Annotated in this window: 22 protein-coding genes; 9 read left to right on the forward strand and 13 right to left on the reverse strand. The window is 68.5% G+C overall.

The genetic code is table 11. The features are described 5' to 3' along the window. Nucleotides 1–90: 90 nt before the first annotated feature. Together NGM07_RS13125 and NGM07_RS13130 are read right to left on the reverse strand one after the other, a co-directional pair. A complete protein-coding gene (locus NGM07_RS13125; protein ID WP_253512231.1) occupies nucleotides 91–288 on the reverse strand; it encodes a hypothetical protein in 198 nt (65 codons plus the stop codon). 80 nt (nucleotides 289–368) lie between these two features. Beyond that, complete coding sequence (locus NGM07_RS13130) at nucleotides 369–1,202, reverse strand: HVO_0234 family beta-propeller protein (RefSeq protein WP_253512234.1); 834 nt, start codon at nucleotides 1,200–1,202, stop codon at nucleotides 369–371. Nucleotides 1,203–1,359: 157 nt separating this feature from the next. On the opposite strand from NGM07_RS13130, the gene glmM reads away from it, so the two are divergent. Beyond that, nucleotides 1,360–2,724, forward strand: coding sequence for a phosphoglucosamine mutase (glmM, locus tag NGM07_RS13135; protein ID WP_253512236.1), 1,365 nt, complete (start codon nucleotides 1,360–1,362; stop codon nucleotides 2,722–2,724). 66 nt (nucleotides 2,725–2,790) lie between these two features. Further along, nucleotides 2,791–3,105 carry a HalOD1 output domain-containing protein gene (locus NGM07_RS13140; RefSeq protein WP_253512239.1) on the forward strand — a complete coding sequence of 105 codons (315 nt, stop codon included), beginning with the start codon at nucleotides 2,791–2,793 and terminating at the stop codon, nucleotides 3,103–3,105. A 3-nt stretch (nucleotides 3,106–3,108) separates the two neighbouring features. Here NGM07_RS13140 and NGM07_RS13145 read toward each other — a convergent pair whose 3' ends face one another. Together NGM07_RS13145 and hisI are read right to left on the reverse strand one after the other, a co-directional pair. Continuing rightward, on the reverse strand, nucleotides 3,109–4,266 hold the full coding sequence (locus tag NGM07_RS13145) for a DUF7118 family protein (protein ID WP_253512241.1): 1,158 nt from the start codon (nucleotides 4,264–4,266) through the stop codon (nucleotides 3,109–3,111). Between the two features lie 18 nt (nucleotides 4,267–4,284). Then, nucleotides 4,285–4,683 (reverse strand): phosphoribosyl-AMP cyclohydrolase, encoded by a 399-nt coding sequence (gene hisI / locus NGM07_RS13150; protein WP_253512244.1) that lies wholly within the window; start codon nucleotides 4,681–4,683, stop codon nucleotides 4,285–4,287. Between the two features lie 134 nt (nucleotides 4,684–4,817). On the opposite strand from hisI, the gene NGM07_RS13155 reads away from it, so the two are divergent. Beyond that, on the forward strand, nucleotides 4,818–5,417 hold the full coding sequence (locus NGM07_RS13155; RefSeq protein ID WP_253512247.1) for a hypothetical protein: 600 nt from the start codon (nucleotides 4,818–4,820) through the stop codon (nucleotides 5,415–5,417). Between the two features lie 59 nt (nucleotides 5,418–5,476). Here the strand turns inward: NGM07_RS13155 and NGM07_RS13160 are convergent, their stop codons facing one another. The 4 genes from NGM07_RS13160 to trpY form a co-directional block, all read right to left on the reverse strand. After that, nucleotides 5,477–7,561, reverse strand: a complete 2,085-nt coding sequence (locus NGM07_RS13160; protein WP_253512250.1) for a gamma-glutamyltransferase family protein — start codon at nucleotides 7,559–7,561, stop codon at nucleotides 5,477–5,479. Between the two features lie 71 nt (nucleotides 7,562–7,632). Then, nucleotides 7,633–8,268 (reverse strand): IMPACT family protein, encoded by a 636-nt coding sequence (locus tag NGM07_RS13165; RefSeq protein WP_253512254.1) that lies wholly within the window; start codon nucleotides 8,266–8,268, stop codon nucleotides 7,633–7,635. Further along, complete coding sequence (locus NGM07_RS13170) at nucleotides 8,265–9,476, reverse strand: AI-2E family transporter (RefSeq protein WP_253512257.1); 1,212 nt, start codon at nucleotides 9,474–9,476, stop codon at nucleotides 8,265–8,267. Before NGM07_RS13170 ends, NGM07_RS13165 begins: the two co-directional genes overlap by 4 nt. 97 nt (nucleotides 9,477–9,573) lie before the next feature. Continuing rightward, nucleotides 9,574–10,077 (reverse strand): TrpY family transcription regulator, encoded by a 504-nt coding sequence (gene trpY, locus NGM07_RS13175; protein WP_253512260.1) that lies wholly within the window; start codon nucleotides 10,075–10,077, stop codon nucleotides 9,574–9,576. A gap of 209 nt (nucleotides 10,078–10,286) precedes the next feature. Here trpY and NGM07_RS13180 point away from each other — a divergent pair, with 209 nt between their 5' ends. Both NGM07_RS13180 and NGM07_RS13185 read left to right on the forward strand, forming a co-directional pair. After that, a complete protein-coding gene (locus tag NGM07_RS13180) occupies nucleotides 10,287–10,751 on the forward strand; it encodes a hypothetical protein (protein ID WP_253512263.1) in 465 nt (154 codons plus the stop codon). Nucleotides 10,752–11,001: 250 nt separating this feature from the next. Further along, complete coding sequence (locus NGM07_RS13185) at nucleotides 11,002–12,321, forward strand: hypothetical protein (RefSeq protein WP_253512266.1); 1,320 nt, start codon at nucleotides 11,002–11,004, stop codon at nucleotides 12,319–12,321. A gap of 87 nt (nucleotides 12,322–12,408) precedes the next feature. Here the strand turns inward: NGM07_RS13185 and hisB are convergent, their stop codons facing one another. Further along, complete coding sequence (hisB, locus tag NGM07_RS13190) at nucleotides 12,409–12,996, reverse strand: imidazoleglycerol-phosphate dehydratase HisB (protein WP_253512268.1); 588 nt, start codon at nucleotides 12,994–12,996, stop codon at nucleotides 12,409–12,411. Between the two features lie 78 nt (nucleotides 12,997–13,074). Then, complete coding sequence (gene hisA / locus NGM07_RS13195; protein ID WP_253512271.1) at nucleotides 13,075–13,797, reverse strand: 1-(5-phosphoribosyl)-5-[(5-phosphoribosylamino)methylideneamino]imidazole-4-carboxamide isomerase; 723 nt, start codon at nucleotides 13,795–13,797, stop codon at nucleotides 13,075–13,077. Between the two features lie 654 nt (nucleotides 13,798–14,451). Here hisA and serB point away from each other — a divergent pair. Then, nucleotides 14,452–15,090 carry a phosphoserine phosphatase SerB gene (gene serB, locus NGM07_RS13200; RefSeq protein WP_253512274.1) on the forward strand — a complete coding sequence of 213 codons (639 nt, stop codon included), beginning with the start codon at nucleotides 14,452–14,454 and terminating at the stop codon, nucleotides 15,088–15,090. Nucleotides 15,091–15,120: 30 nt separating this feature from the next. Here serB and NGM07_RS13205 read toward each other — a convergent pair whose 3' ends face one another. Then, entirely contained in the window at nucleotides 15,121–15,525 is a 405-nt protein-coding gene (locus tag NGM07_RS13205; RefSeq protein ID WP_253512276.1) for a hypothetical protein, read from the reverse strand. A gap of 185 nt (nucleotides 15,526–15,710) precedes the next feature. Between NGM07_RS13205 and NGM07_RS13210 the strand changes: the two genes are divergently transcribed. The 3 genes from NGM07_RS13210 (at nucleotide 15,711) to NGM07_RS13220 (ending at nucleotide 17,408) form a co-directional block, all read left to right on the forward strand. Then, complete coding sequence (locus NGM07_RS13210) at nucleotides 15,711–16,181, forward strand: Hsp20/alpha crystallin family protein (protein WP_253512279.1); 471 nt, start codon at nucleotides 15,711–15,713, stop codon at nucleotides 16,179–16,181. Between the two features lie 89 nt (nucleotides 16,182–16,270). After that, on the forward strand, nucleotides 16,271–16,711 hold the full coding sequence (locus NGM07_RS13215) for a hypothetical protein (protein ID WP_253512281.1): 441 nt from the start codon (nucleotides 16,271–16,273) through the stop codon (nucleotides 16,709–16,711). A gap of 256 nt (nucleotides 16,712–16,967) precedes the next feature. Further along, nucleotides 16,968–17,408, forward strand: a complete 441-nt coding sequence (locus tag NGM07_RS13220) for a phosphate-starvation-inducible PsiE family protein (protein WP_253512284.1) — start codon at nucleotides 16,968–16,970, stop codon at nucleotides 17,406–17,408. 196 nt (nucleotides 17,409–17,604) lie between these two features. Here the strand turns inward: NGM07_RS13220 and NGM07_RS13225 are convergent, their stop codons facing one another. Next, nucleotides 17,605–18,786, reverse strand: a complete 1,182-nt coding sequence (locus NGM07_RS13225; protein ID WP_253512287.1) for a S1C family serine protease — start codon at nucleotides 18,784–18,786, stop codon at nucleotides 17,605–17,607. Between the two features lie 175 nt (nucleotides 18,787–18,961). Then, entirely contained in the window at nucleotides 18,962–21,712 is a 2,751-nt protein-coding gene (locus tag NGM07_RS13230; protein ID WP_253512289.1) for an Hvo_1808 family surface protein, read from the reverse strand. Nucleotides 21,713–21,805: the final 93 nt, after the last annotated feature.

Below are 21,805 nucleotides of genomic sequence, written 5' to 3' on the forward strand. Positions count from 1 at the left end.
CGGTGCGGTGGCCATCGCGGTTCTGACTCGTAGCCATCGTACGAGGCACAGACACGGCCACCACTCGCATAACCGAAAACCACGGACGACTCAGTTCGTAAGCTCCGGATTCCGCAGTACCTTCAGCCCCGCGTACGAGTAGTAGCATCCGTGAAAGGCGAACACGAGTATCGCGGCTCCCGTCGCCCACCCGTCTCCCACTTCGCCCGTCCGGAGGTGGTAGAACTGCAGACCCATCATGAGGAATCCCCCGAAAGCCAGCGCGAAGTAGATCAGCCACTGCTTCATACGGCCGGAACGTGACAACCTCCAATCAAACCTCCGGAAGAGAAACCCGAAGACGCGACCGAAGATAGCCGAGAGTCCGATTACGGCGCGGCGACGGCCTTCACACCCTGCAAGCCAAGCATCTGGGAACGCCAGCCGTCGCCGACCGAGAGCAGGAACGTCCCGTCCGCCGTCGCGGCGTAGACGCCCTCGCCGTGGTCGAGCGCGACGATTTCGCCCTCGGCGGGCACCTCCTCTTCGTGCCACTCGCCGTCCTCGTGGGCGAACAGCCCCGTTTCCCCCGCGACGTGCGCCCAGCCGAGTCGCCCCGCCTCGCCCGACGCGGCGCCGACCGCCCGGAAGTCGCCGTCGAGTTCGTCCATCCAGCCGTTGCCGAGCTTGTAGAGTCCCGCGGCGGTCGCGGCCAGCGGGACGCCTGCGGTCGATACGTCCCGAACGTCTTCGAGGCCGACGTGCTCGACGCCCGACGCGGTAGCGCGATAGACGCCCGACTCCGCGGCGAGCAGGTCGCCGTCGATGGCCCGCACCTCCTCGATACTCCCGAGTTCGGTCCACGCCGAGTCACCGGTTTCGTCGCCGTCGTCACCGTCTTCCTCGCGTCGTAGCACCGCGCCGTCCTCGCGGGCGACCAGCAGGTCACCCGCATCGCCGAACCCCACCGCGACCGCCGGACCGACGTCCAGCGACTCGAATCTGTCCTCCCCGCCTATCAGCACCGTCTCGTCGGTCGCCACCGCGAGTCGGCCGTCGCGCCCGGCGGCGTCCCGGGCCGTACACCGGCGCTCCAGGCCGAATCGTCCCACCAGGTCGTCGGAGGTCTCGACCACCGCCACCCCGAAGTCGCCGACGACGTACACCGGGACCTCCTCGCCGTCGCCGCGGTACACCCGCTTCTCGTCGATGCTGATGCCCATGTCCGGAAATCCGCCCGCCCGCGGGTTAGGCGTTGGGATTTCGCGACCCGCCGAGCGGGAGACCCTCCCCGAAAACGCGCCCGAAACGCCCCCAGCGGGGGCGAACCGACGACCGCGCTCCGGAATGTCTTTGGCCCGCGAGTCCTCACGCTCGCACATGAAAGTATTCGGGTCCAGCGGCACGCGCGGGGTCGCCAACGAGGAGTTGACCCCGCAGTTCGCGCTGAAGGTCGCGGAGGCGGCCGGGACGGTGTGGCGCGCCGACCGCGTGGCGGTCGCCCGCGACACGCGCGCGACGGGGGAGATGCTGGCCGACGCCGCCGCCAGCGGACTGGCGAGCGTCGGCGCCGACGTCGACCGCCTCGGCATCATCCCCACGCCGGGCGCGCAGGCCTACGCCGAGCGCGAGCAGATGCCGGTCGTGATGATAACCGCCAGCCACAACCCCTCGGAGTACAACGGCGTGAAACTGATCGGAGCCGACGGCGTCGAACTCGCGGTCGAGGACCTAGAACGCATCGAGCAGAAGTTCCTCGCCGAGAAGTTCGAGACGGTCCGGTGGAGCGAGACGGGCGAGAGTCGCCGCGTCGAGGGTGCCCGCCGGGAGTACGTCGAGGGGATGCTCGCCGCGGTCGACCGCGAGAGAATCGCCGACGCCGACCTCACCGTGGCGCTGGACCCCGGCCACGGCGCGGGTTCGCTGACCTCCCCGGAGTTCTTCCGCGAACTCGGCTGTCGGGTCGTCACCGCCAACAGCCAACCCGACGGCCACTTCCCCGGCCGGGACCCCGAACCGGTCCCCGAAAACCTCGGCGACCTCGGTCGCCTCGTCGCGGCGACCGACGCCGACGTGGGCATCGCCCACGACGGCGACGCCGACCGGGCCATCTTCTACGACGAGAACGGCGAGTACGTCGAGGGCGACGCCACGCTGGCGGCGCTGGCGGCCGCCGAACTCGAACCCGGCGACTCGGTCGTCTCGGCGGTCAACGTCTCCCAGCGACTCGTCGACGTGGCCGACGACGCCGAGGCGTACCTCGAACTCACGCCCATCGGGAGCACCAACATCATCACCCGCATCGAGGGCCTGTGGAAGAACGACCGCCCTGTCCCGGTCGCGGGCGAGGGCAACGGCGGCATCTTCTTCCCCGACTACCGGTTGGCCCGCGACGGCGCGTACACCGCCGCGAAGTTCCTCGAACTGCTGGCCGACCGGACCGTCAGCGAGGTGGTCGAACCGTACGACGACTATCACAACGTCCGGATCAACATCGGCTACGCGAACGACGCCGAGCGCGAGGCGCTGCTGGAGGCGGCCGAGCGCGAGGCCGACGAGGCGACGGCCGACGTGACCACCCTCGACGGCTACCGACTCGACTACGGCGACGCCTGGGTGCTGGCCCGGCCGAGCGGCACCGAACCGATGGTCCGCATCTACGCCGAGGCCCGAGAGCTATCGCGGGCCGAGGAACTCGCCGAGGCGATGGCCGAGGAGCTCCGCGAGGCGAAGGCGGCGGTCTGAGCGTCCGAGGCGGTTAATTCGGACGCCAACAAGGTTATTCGACTCGCCTCCGTTACTCTGTCTGGCATGGAGGAGCGAGAACCCAGAGACGTTTCCGGCGGCGATCGTGACGACAAAGTCCACCAGCGGTACTACCCCGAAGAAGACCGAAAACTGAGCACCGCGGTTCTGGAGGCCATCGAGGACCAGAAGGGCGAGGACCTCTCGAAGGCCGACTTCCGGTTGTACGACGACGTCGACCCCGACGCGCTCGACGCGCTGTTCCGCTCGGACGCCGACGCGAACACGTCGGTCCAGTTCAACACCGACGACGTGACCGTGACGCTCTGGGGCGACGGCGGCGTCGAAATCCGAATCACGCCGCGCGAGGAGAAACCGTAGCGTTCACCGCTCGGGGTACTCGGCGAGCGCCTCGTTCAGCGTCTCCTTTTGCTCGCGCAACTCGGCCAGTTCCGACTCCACCGCGCCGCCGGCCAGTCGCTCGCGCTCGTCGTCGGATAGCTCCTCGCGCGCCCGCGCGGCGGTCCGCAGGCGCTCGAAGCGCTCCTCGTCGCGGGTGAACTGCCGGATTTCGCGCAACCTGGCCACCGTCTCCTCGGGGGCGAACTTCGAGACGACCGAGATCAACTCCTCGATGCGCCACCGGAGGTCGGCGGCCGACCGGGGCGGCCAGTCGATTCGGAGAGGTCGGGCGTCGAGGCGTTCGAGGTACGTCTCGTTGGTCGCCACCGCGCGCTTGAGCGCCTGGGGGTCGCCGACGTAGTGGTCGAGTTTCGAGTTGGAGTAGCGGGCGTACTCCAGCAGTTTCGGTATCGACTCCGCGCCCGCCTCCCGTTCCCGGACGTACTCGACGAGCGACTCGGGCGGCCGGTCGAACTCGACCAGCGGGTAATCGCGGGTCGCGGCCACGAACGCCAGCACCTCGCGGGCGCTCGACCCGCGCTTGAACTCGGCGAACGCCTCGTCGACGGCGTCGTCGTAGGCCGAAATCGGATTCCGGAGTTCCTCGACCGGCGCGTCGAGGTCGGCCTCGCCCAACTCCAGCAGGTGCTCGCGGTCGCGTATCTCCCGGTCGACCTCCCGGCGGCGCGCCGCGACGTCGCGGCGCGCCTCGCGGTAGGCCGCGAGCGCCTCGTCCCGCCGGTCGAGGAGCGCCGCGACGTCTCCGGCGGGTTCGAGGTCGGCGCGGGCGCGCTCGAAGTCCGACTCGCTCAGCCGGCGCTTGTCGAAGCGGTCGTTGGCCGCCTCGAAGGCGTCGCCGGCGGGCAGGTCGTCGTCCAGTCGGCCGACGAGCGCGGCGAAGCGGTCCTGGAACTCGATGAAGTTCTTGAAGTTCTCCTGACCCGTGCCCGTGGCCTTCCCCTCGTAGCGGTTCAGCAGGTCGGTCGCCTCGTCGTAGGCCGCGGCGACCGAGTCGACGGTCGCCGCGCCGTACTCCTCGATGCGGTCGTCGGCCCGTTCGAGTTCGTCGGCGGCCTCGGCCAGCGCGGCGACCGGGTCGTCGCGCTCGCCGTCGGCCGGTGCGGTGGAGTCTGAGTTCATCGGTGGAACACGGTCAGATTACGACTCGTAGACCTCGTCGGGTTCGAACGCCCGCTCGCCGACGACGTCGCCGTCGAGGGTGCGGTAGAAGCAACTCTCGTAGCCGGTGTGACACGCCCCGCCCTCCTGGTCGACCAGGTAGAGCAGCGCGTCGCCGTCGCAGTCGACCCGGACCTCTTGGACCCGCTGGACGTGACCGCTGGTTGCGCCCTTCTGCCAGAGTTCCTCGCGACTCCGCGAGTAGTAGTGAGCCAGGCCGGTTTCGCGGGTCTTCTCGACGGCCTCGGGCGTGACGTAGGCCAGCATCAGCACCTCGCCGGTGTCGGCGTCCTGGGCGACGGCGGGGATGCGACCGCGCTCGCCGAAGTCGAGCGCGACGGCGGGGTCGGCGTCGTCGGTGTCGGCGGCGTCGCTCATGTCCGGACGATTCGGCGCGTCGGGCGATATGTCTTGTGTGTCCGAGAGGTGAGGGAGTCGGCGCGTGGCGCCGACTCCCTCACCGGCCCGTAACTGTGAAAAGATTGAAGCGACCGCCGGGGCAACTCCCCCGCATGACCGCCGCACTCCGCTCCGCAGGTTCCCTCCTCCGCCCGAACCGACGCCTCGCATTCCCGTTCGCCGCGGTGCTGTACCCGCTGCTGTGGTTCGTCGCTCGAGACGCCGATATCGCCGCGCGCGTCGGGTCGGCGGACCCGACGCGGACAATCGGCCTCGCCGCCGTCTCGGTCGTCGCGAGCTACGCCCTCGCGGTGCTGGCCGCCGCCGTCGCGGCGACCGTCAGTTCGCGCCGTGGTTCCGCCCCGGCGTGGACCCGACCGCTGGTCCGACCCTCGGACGCGACGCTCGCGGTCTTCGCCGGCGTCTCGCTCGCGCTCGGCTACGTCGTCTTCTCGGGGTCGCCGCTCGGCCTCTCCGGGTGGCTCTCCCCGGTCACGCGCCTGCTAGGTGCGGTCGTCGGCTGGCCGCTCGTCGTCTCGTACGCCGCGACCGTCGCCGCGAGCGACGCGCTCGGCGTCTCCTCCTTCGCCGCCGAGGTCGCGGCGGTCGTCCTCGGCGTCGGCCTCTCGGTCGCGTGGCTGTTCGTCCTGTCGGGGTGGCTGGTGGCACTGCTCGGCGGGCGGTCGGTCGCGTCGCCCGCGACTGCGCGATAGCCCGCCCCAGCGCGACCCGTCGGACTTCCCGAGAAAAAAGCGCGAACGTCGCGGGTCGGCTACGACCCGGGTCCGTCGACCGCGCCCGAGCGCCGGAAGTCGGCCGCGCCGAGGTAGGTGCCGTCCCGCACCATGATGGCCTGGGCGTTGCCGAGTTCGGTCGGTTCGTCCTGCAACCGGTGGCCGAGTCGGCGGAGGCGCTCGCGCACCCCGCGAGGGACGCGCCGCTCCCAGTACACCTCCGGGTCGGCGTCGTTGTAGATTCGCGGTGCCGCGATGGCCGCCGGTAGCGACATGTCGTACGTCGCCACGTTCTGGATTATCTGGGCGACGGTCGTGATGATGGTCTTGCCGCCGGGCGACCCGAGCGTCATCAGCGGGTCGCCGTCGCTGAACACGATGGTCGGACTCGTGGAACTGAGCGGGCGCTTGTTCGGCTGGACCTCGTTGGGGCCGCCGGGCGTCGCGTCGAAGTCGGTCAGTTCGTTGTTCAGCATGAAGCCGTAGCCCGGCACCATCATCTTCGTCCCGAAGAACTGCTCGATGGTGCTGGTCCACGACACCATGTTGCCGTCGCCGTCGGCGGTGGTGAAGTGGGTCGTCTGACCCCGGTCGACCGCGAGCGGTGTCGGCCGTCGCCCGACCCCGCCGCCGGCCCGCGCCGAACTCCCGGTCGCGTTTCCGCTTCCGCCCTTCGACCCGCCGCGCTTGCTCATCGCCAGCAGCGTCGCGAGTAGCGCGAGCAGTCGCCGCGCGGTTTCGCCGTCGAGGCGGCTCAAATCGAGGTCGCTCAGGTCGAATTCCGACGGGCTCGGTCGCCCGGCCACGCCGTCGCCGCCGACCAGCGACCCGATGCGGTAGGGGTCGCCTGGCTGGTACGACCACGGGTCGCCCGGCTTCCACGGCGGGTTGCTGGCTTGAGACAGCGGAATCTTGCTCCGGCGCTGGTCGGTGTACTCTTCGTCGAGGAGGCCCTGCCACGGCGCGTCGACGAACAGTTTGTCGCCCATGAACGCGCCCCGGTCGGCGTACGACCGGTGGAACGTCTCGATGAGCGCGTGGTACCGCTCGGCCGACCGCGGTCCGTACTGTCCGAGGTCGAACTCCTCGGTTATCTTGAGTATCTGGCCGACGGTGAGGCCGCCGGAACTCGGCAGCGACATCGTGCGGACGACCACGTCCTCGTACTCGACGTAGTCGGGGTGGTCCATCGTGACGTTGTACGCCGCCAGGTCGTCGACGGTCATGCTCCCGCCGGCCCGCTGGACCGTGTCGGCGATGGCCCGCGCTATCTCGCCCCGGTAGAACGCGCTGACGCCCCGCTCGCGAATGAGCCGAAACGTCTTCGCCAGGTCGGGTTGGACCAGTTCGTCGCCGGCCTGCAACGGCTGTCCGCCCGGCACGAACACGTTCCGGGCGGCCTCGTTGAAGTTGTCGACCTCCTCGGCGATGGTCTCGGCGAGATGTTGGTCGACCGTCGCCGTCCGCCCGCCGGGCGCGGCCAACTCGACGGCCGGCCCGATCAGTTCGTCGATGGACATGGTGCCGAAGCGCTTGAGCGCCACGTCGATGGCCCGAAGCGTCCCCGGCACGCCGACCGCGTCACCGCTCTTGTGTCGGCGCTCGAACGGAATCGGGTCGCCCTGCTCGTTCAGGAACATCCCCGGTTTCGCTCCGGCGGGCGCGCGTTCGCGGTTGTCCACCGCGTAGGTCACGTCCTCGTCGGCGTCGTAGACGAGCATGAACCCGCCGCCGCCGATGCCGGAACTGTGCGGCTGGACCACGTTCAGCGCGAACTGGACCGCCGCCGCGGCGTCGACCGCGTTCCCGCCCTCGCGCAGGACGTTCGTCCCGATTTCGGTGGCTGCCGGGTGGACCGACGACACCATCCCGTCGTCGCTCCTGGCCGTCTCGACCTGCCCCGGCTGAGTCGCCCGCGGCGCGCCGTCGACCGTCGCGCGCTCCCGCGCGGCGGCGGGCGCGGCGCTCGCCCCCAGCGCGACCGCGGTCCCCCGCAGGAACGTCCGTCGTTTCGTTCCCCGTTTCGATTCCCCGTCTCGCCCGGCGCTCCGTTCGTCGCTCCGCCCGGCGTCTCCCTCGGTCGTCGGCTCGGCGTCGCCCGAGCCCGCGTCGTTTTCCCCCATAGTTTCTCCATTGCCACGCTAGAACATGGCACGGTTTGCTACGGGAGAAGCGGCTTAATTCTAGGGGAGCGTCAGCTGACCTGTCCGGAATCGGTAATCTCGGCCCGCCCGCTGGTCGCGCTCCGGATGCGGTCGCGGAGCGCCTCGGCCTCCTCCACGGGCACGCGCACGTCCAAGGTGACCCGCTCGGCGTAGTCGGCGTCGAACTCCGCGCCCTCGGACTCTACTATCCCCCGCACCGTCCCCGAGTCGTCGTACTCGACCGTCACCGAGAACCGCTCGTGGGGGCGCTCCTCGACCGTCCCGGCGTCCTCGAGGGCCTCCTTGACGGCCCGCGAGTAGGCCCGCGCGAGGCCGCCGACGCCGAGGTTCGTCCCGCCGTAGTAGCGGGTCACGACCACCGCGACGTTCTCGACGCCCTCCTGCTGGAGGACGTTGAGCGCGGGCTTGCCGGCCGACCCGGACGGTTCGCCGTCGTCGCTGGCCCACTCGCGCAGGGGGTCCGCCCGGACGCGGTAGGCGGGGACGTTGTGGGTCGCGTCGGCGAACGCCTCCTGAACCTCGGCGACGAACGCCTCGGCCGCCTCGCGGTCTTCGGCGGGCGCGGCGCGGCCGACGAACTCCGAGCCCCGAACCTCGAAGGCGGCCTCGCCGCGTCCGGCGACGGTGCGATACGTCTCGTCGCTCCGGTCGACGTCGTCGCTCACGAGTCGGTCCCTCCGTCGCGCCGGGACGCGTTTCCGGCCGGACTCTCGTCGCTCGTCACGTCTTCGGGCGCATCGTCGGGTGCGAGGTCACTTGCGTCTGCCGCTTCGTCCGGGGTCGACCCGATGGACTCGGCGGCCTGAATCCGGCGGGTGACGGGCTCGCCGTGGACCAGTTCGGGGACGACGATGCGCGCGAGGTGGACCGCGACGACGACCAACAGCGGGCCGAGGAACAGTCCGTACCAGCCGAACAGCATCGTGCCGCCGACGTAGGCGAACACCATCAGGCCGCCGTGGACGTTCCGGCCCGCGATGTACGGCCGCAGCACCGCCACCGGCAGGAGGTCCAACAGCAGGAAGCAGACCGCGAAGAAGACCAGCGGGAACCACACCGGACCCCCGCCGTTGACGGCCTGGTAGGCCATGTACGCGCCCACGGGGACGTAGACCACCTTCCCGACCACGAGCGGAATCAGCGTCGCCACGCCGGTCAGGAGCGCCAACAGCGTCGGGACCGGGACGCCGTCGGAGGCCACCGGCGCCAGCACGTTCAGTCCGTTGTAGACCACGACGCCCAGGCCGGTCACGACGAAGACGGTCAGGACGTTGCCGACGTACACCTCCCGGAGGTCGTCGTCGACCGCCATCGCGTAGGCGTGGGCGGCCGACCCCTTCGCGCCGAACTGGTCGCGGAACCACGCCGCGATGCGGTGGTCCTCGCGCAGAAGGACGAACGCCAGCAGCATCGACAGCACGAAGTGGGCGAGGCCGGTCGCCACTGCGCTCCCGATCGACACAGCCGTCGAGAGCATCTTCTCGCGGGGCGTCTGGGTCGGTTGCGGGCCGAGGGCCTTCTGGAGGTCCTCGGCCAGCGCGGTCGCTTGTTCGGGGGTGCCGGGGACGAACCGGGCGAACGACGACAGCGGCGCGCCGGTGAACTGACTGAGTTCCTGGAGGCCGACGAACGCGGTGTAGCCGACCAGCGCGAACACCGGGAGGGAAACCAGCAGGACGGTCACGTCGGCGGCGACGTCGGAGGAGAACACGCCCCGCAGTCGCCGGTAGACCGGCCGCATCCCGTAGTAGATGAATATCCCCAGCACGACCGTGCCGACGAACGCCCAGAGGACGAACGCGAACACGCCCACCACCGCGAACGTGAACGCCCACCAGGCGAGTCGCTCGCGGTCCTCGGGGAGTACGCTCATGCGGGGAGATTGGCCGGCCAGCCGTAAATATCGACTCGCCGACGGGCCGTTCGCGATGGGTGTCGCAGAAGCGGGAAGCGAACGCGGACGCCGAGCGCTACTTCAGTTCTATCTTCCTGACGAAGCCGAGGTTCTTCAGTTCGTTCAACACGTCGCCGGGGATGTCGGCGTCGGTGACGAGGTAGAGTCGGGGTTCGTCGGTGAACTCCGGGTCCTCGCTGATGGTCTGGCGAATCGAGATGTCGTGTTCGGCGAGCAGGCCGGTGACGGTGGCGACGATGCCGGGTTCGTCGGCGTCGGCCACGTCGATGGTCAGCACCGTCAGGTCGAGCACGGGCGCCAGGTCCATCAGGCTCGGAATCGAGGAGATGTTCTGGAAGATGCGCCGCAACTGCTCGTCGGCGAGGATGGCGTCCGTCGTGGAGTCGACCACCCGGCGGTCCACGTCGATTTCGCGGGCGATCTGGGTGTTGGGAATCTCGATGCCGCCCGAGACGACCCGGCCGTCGTCGTTGACCGAGAAGCCGCGTTCGAGGAGCAGGCGTATGACGGCTTGCTGGGAGGGGCTTCCCTCGAACTTCTGCATAATCTCGTCGAACATCTGTTTGTAGGTGATGGGGTTGGAGGGGGCTTAGTGGTGTTGTCTCTCGGCGCTTCGCCGGTCGCTGTGAGGCGTATCTGGTTCGCTGAGTGAACGGAGCGGTACGTACCGCGCGGATTCCACGTCGGAAGAAAGACCGTAAGTTGTAGACTATTCTTGTAGTTGTTCAGGCGGAAGATAACTAACTTATTACAGATTCCAGCGGCCGTATGGCCGAAAACGCGGGGCGCAACTCGAAACGATTCGACGACGAAATCCCGACGGCAGACCCGGAGCAGACGCCCCACCGGACAATCGAAGAGTCGGGATGGTGGCGAGCGCATTTCCTCGTCTTGGCAAGCGGACTGTTCGGACTCACGGCGGGAATCATGTTGCTGGTACTAGTCGCATCCTCGTCGTTCGGTTCGCCGCTTTACTGGACGAGCGCGAATCTCTTCGGGTACGTTATCGTGGGTTCACTGCTGGTGTTCCTCGGGAGCACTCTCGCGGCGTTCTACGGCTATTACGTCGAGGCGAAAATCCTCAAACAGTCGAACGCCGAGTGGCAGCCGTACTGGTGGCTCTACGTTATCGCGACGCCGCTCTGCTCGATCTTCGTCACCTCCGTCATCTATCTGTTCCAGCGCGAACGACACGTCGGGATTCGATGGGAACAGTTGGCCATCTGGCGCTGAGTATCTCTCCCGTGCCCGTTAGCGGATACGATTCTCCCAAATCGGTCACGACGTGAGTCAGCGACGGGTTCCACCACGTACTTACCCCCACTGGCAGTTCAGTCTCGGATGCTGTTCTGAACGAAGCAATCGTAGTACCGGCTATTGTTCCGGGACCGACGACGGCTGTACCCGCATCCCACCTCACGTGCCGAGAATCACTCCCACGGCGGGAGTAGTTTGATTTAGCTGCGACGAGTCGTCTACCCCGATGTTCCCCGCCCGGTCAGACGTCGTCGACCTGGAGACGGGTCCCCGAGTCGTCTCCCTCTTCCCGATAGCGTTCGGCGACGACTGCGGGGCGACGGTTTCCGTCGAGTGGGTCGCCACCGCGACGCCCGAACGCCCGGCCGAACTCCGCGCGACGCTGACGAACCGCAACGAGTTCCGCGCGAAGTTCCGGACGCGCTCGCTTCCGCCGTTCCACGGAGTCTGTAGCTCTCGGCTCCGAGAGCGCGCGGGTGCGTCGGCGACGGTGTATCTCGCACCGACGGCGGACCACCCGCTCGTCGACGAGCGGACGAGCTACGAACGCGGCGACGACGGATACTGGCACGCGGCCGAAGTCCCCCCGGAACAGCCGGCGTCGCTCTGGCTCGACCCCGAGGAGTCGATTACCGGCGAGTACCACCTGCTGTGTCACGCCGACACCGAGGGGTTCCCGACGGGGCGGTACCGATTCGGCGGTTCGGACGGCGGGTTCTCGATTTCGGTCTGGGACGCCGACGCGCCCGGTCCCGCCGAGGGGTCGGCGTTCGAGGGGGTCGCGCTCCCGCCGCTCCCGCGCGACGCGGGGACGGCGTGGCATCACGAGGCCGACGCGACGACCGAGACGTATCTCCGACCGACCGTGGAGGAGGCCGTGATACCGGGTCGCCTGGACTTCGAGTTGGTCAACCGCTCGCACGACCAGGTCGAGGGTAATCCGCTGGAGTGGCACCTGTATAAACTCCGCGGCGGCGAGTGGTATCGCATCGCGCCGCCCGAGACGCCGCAGCCGCTGAGTCACCTCTCTCCCGGCGACACGAAACCCTACACACTCCGGGTCTTCCGCGGCGACCCGGTCCCGTGCGACCGAGGGTACGACGTGGGGCACCTGGGCGGCGGTCGGTACGCGTTGGAAGTCGGGACGTGGGGGAGCGCCGTCCGCGCGGTCGCGTTCGACCTGCTCGGCGACCCCGTCGAGGTGACGCCCGGCGATGCGCTCACCGCCGTCGAGCGGGACGGCGACTCGCTCCTGGCGACCGCGGAACGCGGCGACGCGGGCGGCGAGCACAGTCGCCTCGCCAAGTACACGCTCGCCCGCGTGGACAGCGTCCCCGCGGATGCCGACCCGCAGCGCCTCGTCGCCGAGCAGGTGCTCCGCCGGGACCAGTTGCGCGACGCGCTGGGGCTACTCGACCGGTACGACGCGCGCTCGGTGACGATAGCGGAGTACGACTCGACTCGTCCGCCCTTCGGCTTCCGCGAATCCGGGTTCGTCGAGTACCGCGGCGACGTGTACGAGATTACCACCGAGGCCGAGGAGTGAGCTTCCGCTTCTCCGGTTTCAAGTGCGTCCGAATCGTTCGGCTACTTCTCCGGCGAACGCTCGATACCGAACTACCGTTTCGGGCGGCTACAACTGCCCCTTCGTACTCGCCACGTCGCCGCGCCGCTCGTCGATTCTCGTCGCGTCGTCGAGCGCCCGCGCCGCCGACTTGAACATCGCCTCTATCTCGTGGTGGGCGTTCTCCCCGCGAACGCTCACGTGGAGCGTCAGTCCCGCGTTCGTCGCCAGCGAGCGGAAGAAGTGCTTCGCCATGTGACTGGTCATCCCGCCCACCGTCGCCTGCGAGAACTCGCCGTCGAACTCGAAGAGGGGTCGCCCGCTCACGTCCACGACGACCGAGGCCACCGCCTCGTCCAGCGGGACCTTCCGGTCGGCGAAGCGCTCGATGCCGCGCTTGTCGCCCAGCGCCTCGTCGAACGCCCGGCCGAGCGCGATGGCCACGTCCTCGACGGTGTGGTGGTCGTCGATGTCGAGGTCGCCGTCACAGCGCACCGTCAGGTCGAACAGGCCGTGCTTGGCGAAACTCTCCAGCATGTGGTCGAAGAAGCCCACGCCCGTCTCGACCGTCGACTCGCCGTCGCCGTCGACGTCCAGCGTCACTTCGATGTCGGTCTCCGCCGTCTCGCGCGCGACGGCGGCCGTGCGGTCTGCCATGTGCCAGCATTAGGCCGGAGGACTATGGACGTTGCCCTCCGCGCTCGCCTCGGAGGTTCGCCCGCCGGTTTCCTTAGCTCAGGCCGCCATCGCGTCTTCGAGCGTGAACTCCCCCTCGTAGAGCGCGGTGCCGACGACCACCGCGGCCGCGCCGGCCTCCCGGAGCGCCCGCACGTCGTCCAGCGTCGCGACGCCGCCCGAGGCGATTACCGGGATGTCGACCGCCTCGACCACCTCTCGCACGCGGTCCGTCTGGACGCCCTCTAACTTGCCCTCGACGTCCACGTCGGTGAACAGGATGGCGCCCGCGCCCAGGTCCTCGTAGCGCGCCGCCGCCTCCGCGGGGTCGAGGCCGGTCCCCTCGGTCCACCCGGCGACGACGACCTCGCCGTCCTTCGCGTCGAGACTCACGGTGACGGCGCCGGGATGGGACTCCGAGATTTCGGCGACGAGGTCGGGGTCCTCGACCGCGGCGGTGCCGAGGATGACGCGATCGACGCCCCGCTCCAGCAGGTCTATCGCGTCCTCCGCGGTCCGGATGCCCCCGCCGAGTTGCACGTCCACGGAGACGGCGTCGAGGATGCGCTCGACCGCGTCGGCGTTCGCTCGCTCGCCCTCGAACGCGCCGTCGAGGTCGACGAGGTGGAGCGTCTCTGCGCCCCGTTCGACCCACTGCTCGGCCGCTTCCACGGGGTCGCCGTAGGTCTTCTCGGTGCCGCGCTCGCCCTGGACCAACTGGACGACCTCGCCGTCCTGCATGTCCACCGCCGGAATCACCTCGAACTCGGGGAAGGCAGTCATTGTCCGGTGGTATGTGTGGCGGGCGTTAAACGCTGACTCTTCCGGCGATAGTGCGTGGTCGGGGACGAGGGGTGGGCGGATGATATCTGATGGGGCAAGATGTGGGTGAGCGTGTACGAAACTGGAGTGTCGAAGCAGCTAGCTACTCCCGATGACTATGAGTAACCGCAGCCACATACCTCCCCAGCCGATTCCCTCGTTCGCTGGCGCTCACTCGGTCATCCCTCGCACGAACGCGGCGCTCCGCGCCGCGTTTTCGCGCGCCGTAACCTGGGTCAGCTTCGCGCACTCTCACGTCTGGCGTGGCGCGTGCGGTCGCGGCCTCGTGCCGCGACCAATCCGCGCGAGGGATGAGCGAACGCAGTGAGCGAATCGGCTGGGGAGGCGTGTGGCTGTGGCGGTGCGGTTATTCATTTGTATCGTGCGAGCAGAACGCTTCACTCACCAAGCATACCCTTCGACGGAGTGCGAGCAGGACGCCTCACTCACCCAAAATTCTCCTTCGAGGGAGTGCGAGTAGAACGCTTCGCGTCGTTCGTCTCCGGCTGTGGCTTTACGTCGCTCACTTCCAGGTCGTCACTTCCCGTCGTTCGATTCCTCCAATATCGCCGAGTCCCGACGTTTCAAGCCCCCGGCCCGCGAACCGGCCCACACATGACGCTGGTCGCGTTCGACTTCGACGGGACGCTCTCGGACTCGGAGATGACGGTCCTGCTCGGCGAGCGGATGGGAGTCGCCGACGAGATGGCCGACATCACCGAGCGAGCGATGAACGACGAGATTAGCTACGCCAAGAGCCTCCGCGACCGGGCGGCCCTGCTGAAGGGCCTCTCGGAGGAGGACGCCGAGGCGGCCTTCGACGACGTCTACCTCCGGACCGACGCCGGGACGCTCATCCGGGAACTCAACGAGGCGGGCGTGACCACCGCCGTCCTCACCGGCGGGTTCGAACGCGGCGTCGAGAAGGCGCTGGCGCGCGAGGGCGTCTCGGTCGACACCATCGTCGCCAACCGTCTGCCCATCGTAGACGGCGAACTCACCGGCGAGGTCGAGGGGCCGCTCATCGAGGGCACCAAGGACGACGCGCTCGAACGCCTCGCGGCCGAGCGCGAGATAGACATCCGCGACACCGTCGCGGTCGGCGACGGCGCCAACGACCTCCCGATGCTCGAGATTGCCGGCCAGGCCATCGGCTTCGTCCCCAAGCCCGCGGTCCGGCCCGCCTGCGACCTGACGGTTTCGACGATGGAGGAACTCAAGGACGTGTTCGAGGAGGACGGCCTGTTCGACTGAGGCGGCGCTCGTACGGAACCTATTCAGCGGTCAATCGGTCTGCAGTTCGGCCGTAATCCACTTCGAATCCGGGAACGCTTCTCGAATCAGTTTCACCCTCGATTTCCCGACCGTCTCTGGAGAGGAATCGCTGGACGCTCCGACGAACAGTGCGACCGTCTTGTCGGGCACTCCTTTCGGTATCACGAATTTCTCTTCGGTGGCCTGTACGTATTTACCGACGTCGATCTCCCATCGAAGGTGCGCCACGCTTTCGCCTTCGCCGTTCTTCTCGATGTGAACCGTCGCCACGAACTCCCCGTCGGAAAGATGATACGTTCGCGCCGAGGTTATCGAAAAGTCCGGCTTTGCCGAGTTCGATCGAAGCGCCTGACAGCCCGTGAGAAGCGTGACGATAGCTGCCGTTCCAGCGGAGACGAACACGCGGCGATTCATGAGAATCGCAACTCCATCTCCGATATGAATTTTCCGATGTGAACGACGGAAAAGTCCCCGAGAAGACAGACACGACCGCCACCGAATTTAGATCAAGTCCGGAATAATGGCGTATCGAGCGCTGTCCTACTACTTCTCGCCAACTTTATCTTCTCGGGAGGTCTATAGATGTGCGGTAATCCACAATGGCTCGATACGACCCATTCGAGGAGATGGACCGCATGTTCGAACAGATGCGAACCCGGATGTGGAACGTCGGCGGGCCGTTCGACGGCCTCGACGTACGCACTCGCGGACGCGGTGACGCGAACCTCGACCTGACCGAGCGCGAGGGCGAGTACGTCCTCGTCGCCGACCTGCCGGGGTTCGAGAAGGAGGAGATCGACCTCACCTTCGACGACGGCACGCTGACCATCGCTGCCGAACACGAGGTCCGCGACGCCGAGGAGATGACGGGCGAGACGGGCGAAGTCGCCAACGTCGGCTTCGCCCGCTCGCGCAAGGTCGCCGAGAGCGTGACCGTCCCCGAGGAGATCGAGGAGGACGAGATCACCGCCTCGTACCGCAACGGCGTCCTCGAAGTCCACCTGCCCCTCGTGGCCCGGGATGAGGACGACGAGGCCGACTCCGGCACGAAGATCGGCATCGAGGACTGATCTCGACCCAGCGACGAGTTTTTCTGACGGCGGTAGAACGGACGTGCTCCCCGAAAATTACTTCGCCGACGCTTTCGAACGAATCGTCGATGCCCTCCACTTTCTCCCGACGGACGTTCCTCCGCGCCGGTAGTGGAGCGGTCGCCGCTACCCTCGCGGGCTGTTCCGCCTCCCGCCGGCCGGGGTCGGTCGACCTCTCCGTCGTCAACTTGACGGACCAACTCCGCACCGTCACGGTCGCCGTTCACCGCCAGCGGGGCAAACGAATCTGGAGGCAACGAGTCGATCTGCCCGCCCGCGAACCGAACGACGGGTATCGCGTCGAGACGACGAACGCGCTACGAAACGTCGGAGCGGACCAGAAATACAGCGTTCGGGTCTCGGTCGACGGAACGAACGCGACCGCCCGTGAGACGCTCTCCATCACGTGCGCCGACGAGGACGGAAAGACGGACGCGGTCGTCGTTCGCGTCCTCGCGAACGGTTCCGGGTCGGTCGTTCCGGAGATCGACGTTCAGTCTTGCGGATAGTCCGTGGCCCCTGCGGAAATCGAGGAGAACGGACCGTGATTTTCTCGGACGGTTCGGAGGCGACCGTTGGCGTCCGAACCCACGCTTCGATGGCGTACCGCCATCCCGCACAGGTCGACCTGCACGGCGCCGTCCGTTCGAGCGGGAAGTTCCGCTCTGCGAGCGGCTTGCCATCAGCTATCACGGATCGCCGGTCGTCTCGTCCCTCCCCGTCGCCGTCCCACGACTAATGTGTCTTGCCGCCGAGAACGGTACCATGGACGCCTCTCGCGCCACGGGTTGGTTGGAGCGGAGCGTCGCGTTCTTCCAGACGCTCATCGCCGGATTCCTCGTCGTCCTGCTCGCCGTCGGGGTCATCGACCTCGGCCTCATCGTCGGTCGGTTCTTCCTCGCGCGCGACGTCACGAACCCCGACGCCACGCTCACGCTGATCCGGTCGGCCGTCGACGTGGTGCTCTACCTGTTCGTCGTGGTCGAACTCTACAAGACGATCGTCGCGTACGTCGAAGAACAGAGCGTCGTCGTCGCCGTGATGCACGCCGGCCTCATCGCGGTCGTCCGACAGATTATCACGTTCAAACCCGACGAGTACGTCCCCTCGAAGGCCATCATCATCGCCGGCGTGTACGCGCTGTTGCTGGTTGCGTTACTGGTCGGCTTCTACGTGGTTCACGGCCGCATAGAGGGGTCGGAGTAGGGAGGCGACTCGCGGCGGTCGGAAACGGTAAGCGCACGGGAACGTTTCTCGCAGGGTGTTTGGGCAGTGAGGACGAGGGAACGCCGACGTCGACCGTCGCTTCGCCGCCGACCGTCAGCGAACGCTCCTCGTAGATGGCGCTCCCGGCTCTCGACAGGAGGTCGCTAAAAACTGTAGAACGCCGGTCCTTCGACCGTCAGGCTCCGGAGTCGGGCCGAGTGCCGAGCGTCACCGTCACCCGCTGGCGCTCGCCGTCTCGGAGGATGGTCATCCGGACCGTATCGCCCGGCCGCTTCTGGACGAGGACGCTGGCGAGGTCCTCCTGAGAGCCGATTCGCTGGCCGGCCACCCGGAGTATCACGTCGCCGCCGACCGGAACCGGCTGTCCGTTCACCTCCACCGTCCGGGTGCTCCCCTGGAGGACGCCGTCGGCGGGCGACCCCGGGACCACCTGGCCGACGAGGACGCCGCGGGTGACCCGCAGGTCGTTGGCCTGCGCGACGGTCGGCGTCACGTCGGTCGACGTGATGCCGAGGAACGAGTGGTTGTACGTGCCGTCCTCGATGAGCGCCGGGACGACCCGCTGGACCCGCGAGGCCGGGACCGCGAAGCCGATGTTGTCGCTCCCCTGGGCGCCCGCGGTGTTGACGCCGATGACCTGCCCGCGGCAGTTCATCAGCGGACCCCCGCTGTTGCCGGGGTTGATGGCCGCGGTGGTCTGGACGGTGTTGGGTATCGTGAACTGCGGGCCGGTCGCGCCGCCGGCGGGCAGCGAGCGGTTCACCGCGCTGACGATGCCGCCGGTGATGGTTCCCTGGAGGCCGAGCGGACTCCCCAGCGCGGCGACCGGCTGACCCGGTTGCGGGCCGCTACCGTTCAGCGCGAGCGGGTCGGCGTAGTTCGGGACGTTGTTCACGTCGAGGACCGCGAGGTCGCTGTAGGCGTCGGTGCCGACGACCTCGGCGGTCCGCCACTGGCCCTGGTTGAACTGAACCTCGACCGAGGTGGCGTTGGCCACGACGTGCTGGTTCGTGACGATGCGGCCCTGGTCGTCGTAGACGAACCCGGAGCCGAGTCCGCCGCCCCGCGGCGTCTGGACCTGTATCGTGACGACCGACCCGATGGCCTGGTCGTACAGCGACCGGTAGTTACAGGTCGGCTCCTGCTGGACCAGCGGCGCGCCGGCGGCCGACCCGGTCGCGGTTTCCGCCGCCGCGGCGGCCGTTCCTCCGTCGGTCGCCGCCCCTTCGGCGCCCGGAATCAGCTCACCCCCGTCGACGGCCGGAGCGAGCGCGGTCGCGCCGACCGCGCCGATCACTCCGCCGCTGACGAGCGCGAGCACCAGTACCCCCGTGAGAACTTGCGTGCGTCTTCGCATCGGAGGGAAACACGGTTTCGAGGTCCTTGAAACCGGTGACCGACGCGACTCCCCGCTCGACCCCTCGCGTCGGGGGAGTCGGCGAACGCGCGCCGACTGATGACGGCCGGGTGCGCTCGCGTCGGCCGACTACGGAATCGGGCGGCGTGCTCACGCCGCCCGATTCACCGGACGTTCAGTTCGGCGCGCTCGCGGAATCGGCGGCTTCCGTCGCCGTGGTAGTTTCGCTCGGTGATGCCGTCCCGTTCGTCGCGGTCCCGTTCGGCGACGCCGACGCCGCGGCGTCGGCGTCGGCGCCGAGGTTCGGCCGGAGGTCGTCGAGCGCCTCCACGGTCGGGGCGTTCACGACGGTCACGCTCGTCCCGTTCCGGACCACACGGAAGGCGTCGGCGAACGGTCCCGACTCAATGACCCACGTGTTCGGGCCGACCTGCTCCGCGCCGTGGCCCAGGAGCGTCCGACGGTACGCCCGGTGGAACTCCTCGGCGTCCCGCGGCGTGTCCCACGCCGTCTGCCAGACGTAGCCGTACGCGGTCCCGTTCGGCGTCTCCTTCCGGTAGGGGACCAGCACGTCGTTGCCCCAGCCGACCGACGGCGGACTGGTGTAGTTGTAGAGGTCGAAGGGAGCGTCGTTGGGCACCAGGTGGTTCTCCACGCTCACGACCGGGATTCCGTACTCGTACCCCTGGTACCAGAACATCGCGAAGATGCCCACCTCGCCCACCGTCGTCCGGCCGTCCCGGGTCGGCCCGGTGAGGTTCTCCGGGTCGAACTCCTGCCAGCCGTCGCGGGCGGTGCTCTCGAACGCCAGGGGGACCGGCGTCTCGTTCCGGCGCTCGGGGTGGAGGAACTGCTCGGTGCTATTCGGGGGGTGCTCGTACGCCTCGTCGACCGCCGCCCAGCCGCCCCGCTCGCGCAGGGTCGCGATCAACTGCGGGCCGTCGGAGTACGGCGAGAGGACGATGGCCCGGCGCGCGAAGTTGCGGTCCGCCGGAACTTCGCCGCCGGGGGGCGTCTTCGACGGCGTCTGGACGCAGTTCCAGACGACGCCGCAGTACTTCTCGTACAGCATGGCGACGTACTCGGCGTCGCCCTCGGTCAGGCCGAGGCTCCCGCGCAGTTCGTCCTCGGACCGGGGTCGGTCGCCCGGTCGGTCGACGTCGAAGTGCTGGCCCTGGAGTGCGTGGACGAGTTCGTGGACGAGCGTCGTGCCGTCGACGACCGGCGGGTCAGCGTCGGAGACGAGGGTCAGCCGCCGGGAGTCCCGGTAGTACGACCCCAGAATCCGGGTGCTCTCGTTCTCGAGTATCTGCGTGGCGTTGCGGTCCTCGCCGGCGACGAACAGCGCCTCCCAGTACTGGTTCTCCCAGGCCGACTGCTCGCCGCCGACGCTCGGCGTGGCGGCCGCCTGCCGCTCGAACCGGTCGCGGTCGACCACGTCGAGCGTAATCGACTCGGTGAACTCCAATTGCCGGAGGTGCTCGACTCGGGCGATGGACCGGTAGACGTACCGACGGAGTTCGTCGTCGGTTAGGCCGTTGGACTGGTTCACCGCGATGTCCTCGTCGTGGCGGATGCCGCCCTCCTCGCCGATGCCGTCGTCGGTCGATTCGAACGTCATCAGTCCGTTGCGGTTGTTCGCCACCCGGACGCCCGTGGAGTTGGTGACGTAGACGCCGGCGAAACTCGTGTTCAGGACGACGTTGTCGACGACGGCTCCGCCGGTCGCGTTGGCGACGTAGACGCCGGCGAACTGGTCGCTGGCGTTCGAGTCGACGACGGTCGCGCCGGCGGTCCCGTACAGGAAGACGCCGTACTGCTGGTTCCGCGAGGCGTTCGCGCCGACCACCCGTCCGTTCGCGACCTCCTGGAAAAGGACGCCGGCGAGTCGGTTCCGCCGGGCGGTGCCGTCCCGAATCGTCGTCCCCGTCCCGTTGGCGGCGAAGACGCCGATTCGATTGTCGGAGGCGTTCGTGCCCATGACGCGACTCCCGGTCGTGTTCTCCAGCAGGACGCCGGCGAGTCGGTTTCGAGCGGCGACGCCGTCCCGAATCGTCGTGCCCGCGGCGTCGATCGCGTAGACGCCCGCAAGCCGGTTGTCGACGGCGGTCGCCCCCGTCACGTCGGTTCCGGTCGCGCCGAACAGGTAGACGCCGATTCGGTTGCCCGAGGCGTTCGCGCCCGCGAGGTCGGCGTCGGTCGTCCCGTCGAGCAACACGCCCGCGAGGTCGTTGTTCCGCGCGACCACCGCCGAGAGGGTCGCGTTCCGGCCGCCGGACCGGTAGACGCCGACGAGGCCGTTGCCCGAGGCGGTGACGTTCGCCAGTCGACTCCGGGCGGCCTCGAACAGGCCGACGCCCACCACGGCGTTGTCGACCGCGGCGACGTCGGCGATTCGGACGCCCCACGACCGGGCCGAGACGACGCCGAAGCCGACGTTCGAGGCACGGACGTCGACGATGCGACTGCTCCGGAGTCCGTTCGCGACCACGCCCCACCGCCAGTCGGTTACCCGAAGGTCGGTCACCGTGACGTTCGAGCGGCGTCGGTCCCCGGTCGCGGCGACGCCGACGCTCGTTCGCGGGGCCAGCGGGTTCGCGCGGCCGGCGAAGAACTGCCGGGAGAGTCGGTCGGCGTCGGGCGACGCCCTCCCGTCGACGACGTGGCCGTTCCCGTCGAGGACGACGTCGCTGGCCCGGATTCGGATGCAGGTGTTCGCGTCTCTGTTCTGCAAGTCGGCCGCGAGCACGTATCGTCCCGGCTCCGAGATGGTCGTACACGACGTGATTTCGGTGGGCGCGGCTGCGGCCGCTGTCGCGGCCGTCGATTGCCCTCCGTGCTGTGCTCTCCCCATCGTCGTTCCGGCGACGGTCCCGGCGCTCACCAGTGCGAGGACGAGTAGCCCCGCGAGCAGTCGGTTCCCCATTCCCGACTGCCGCCACGACGGGGGTGACAATGAATCTATGGCGGCGTCGCGGGGGCCGCGGCGACCGCCGCGGCCGCCCGCGAGCCTTCTGCG

The organism is Halorussus vallis (genome assembly GCF_024138165.1).
GTDB classification, from domain to species: domain Archaea; phylum Halobacteriota; class Halobacteria; order Halobacteriales; family Haladaptataceae; genus Halorussus; species Halorussus vallis.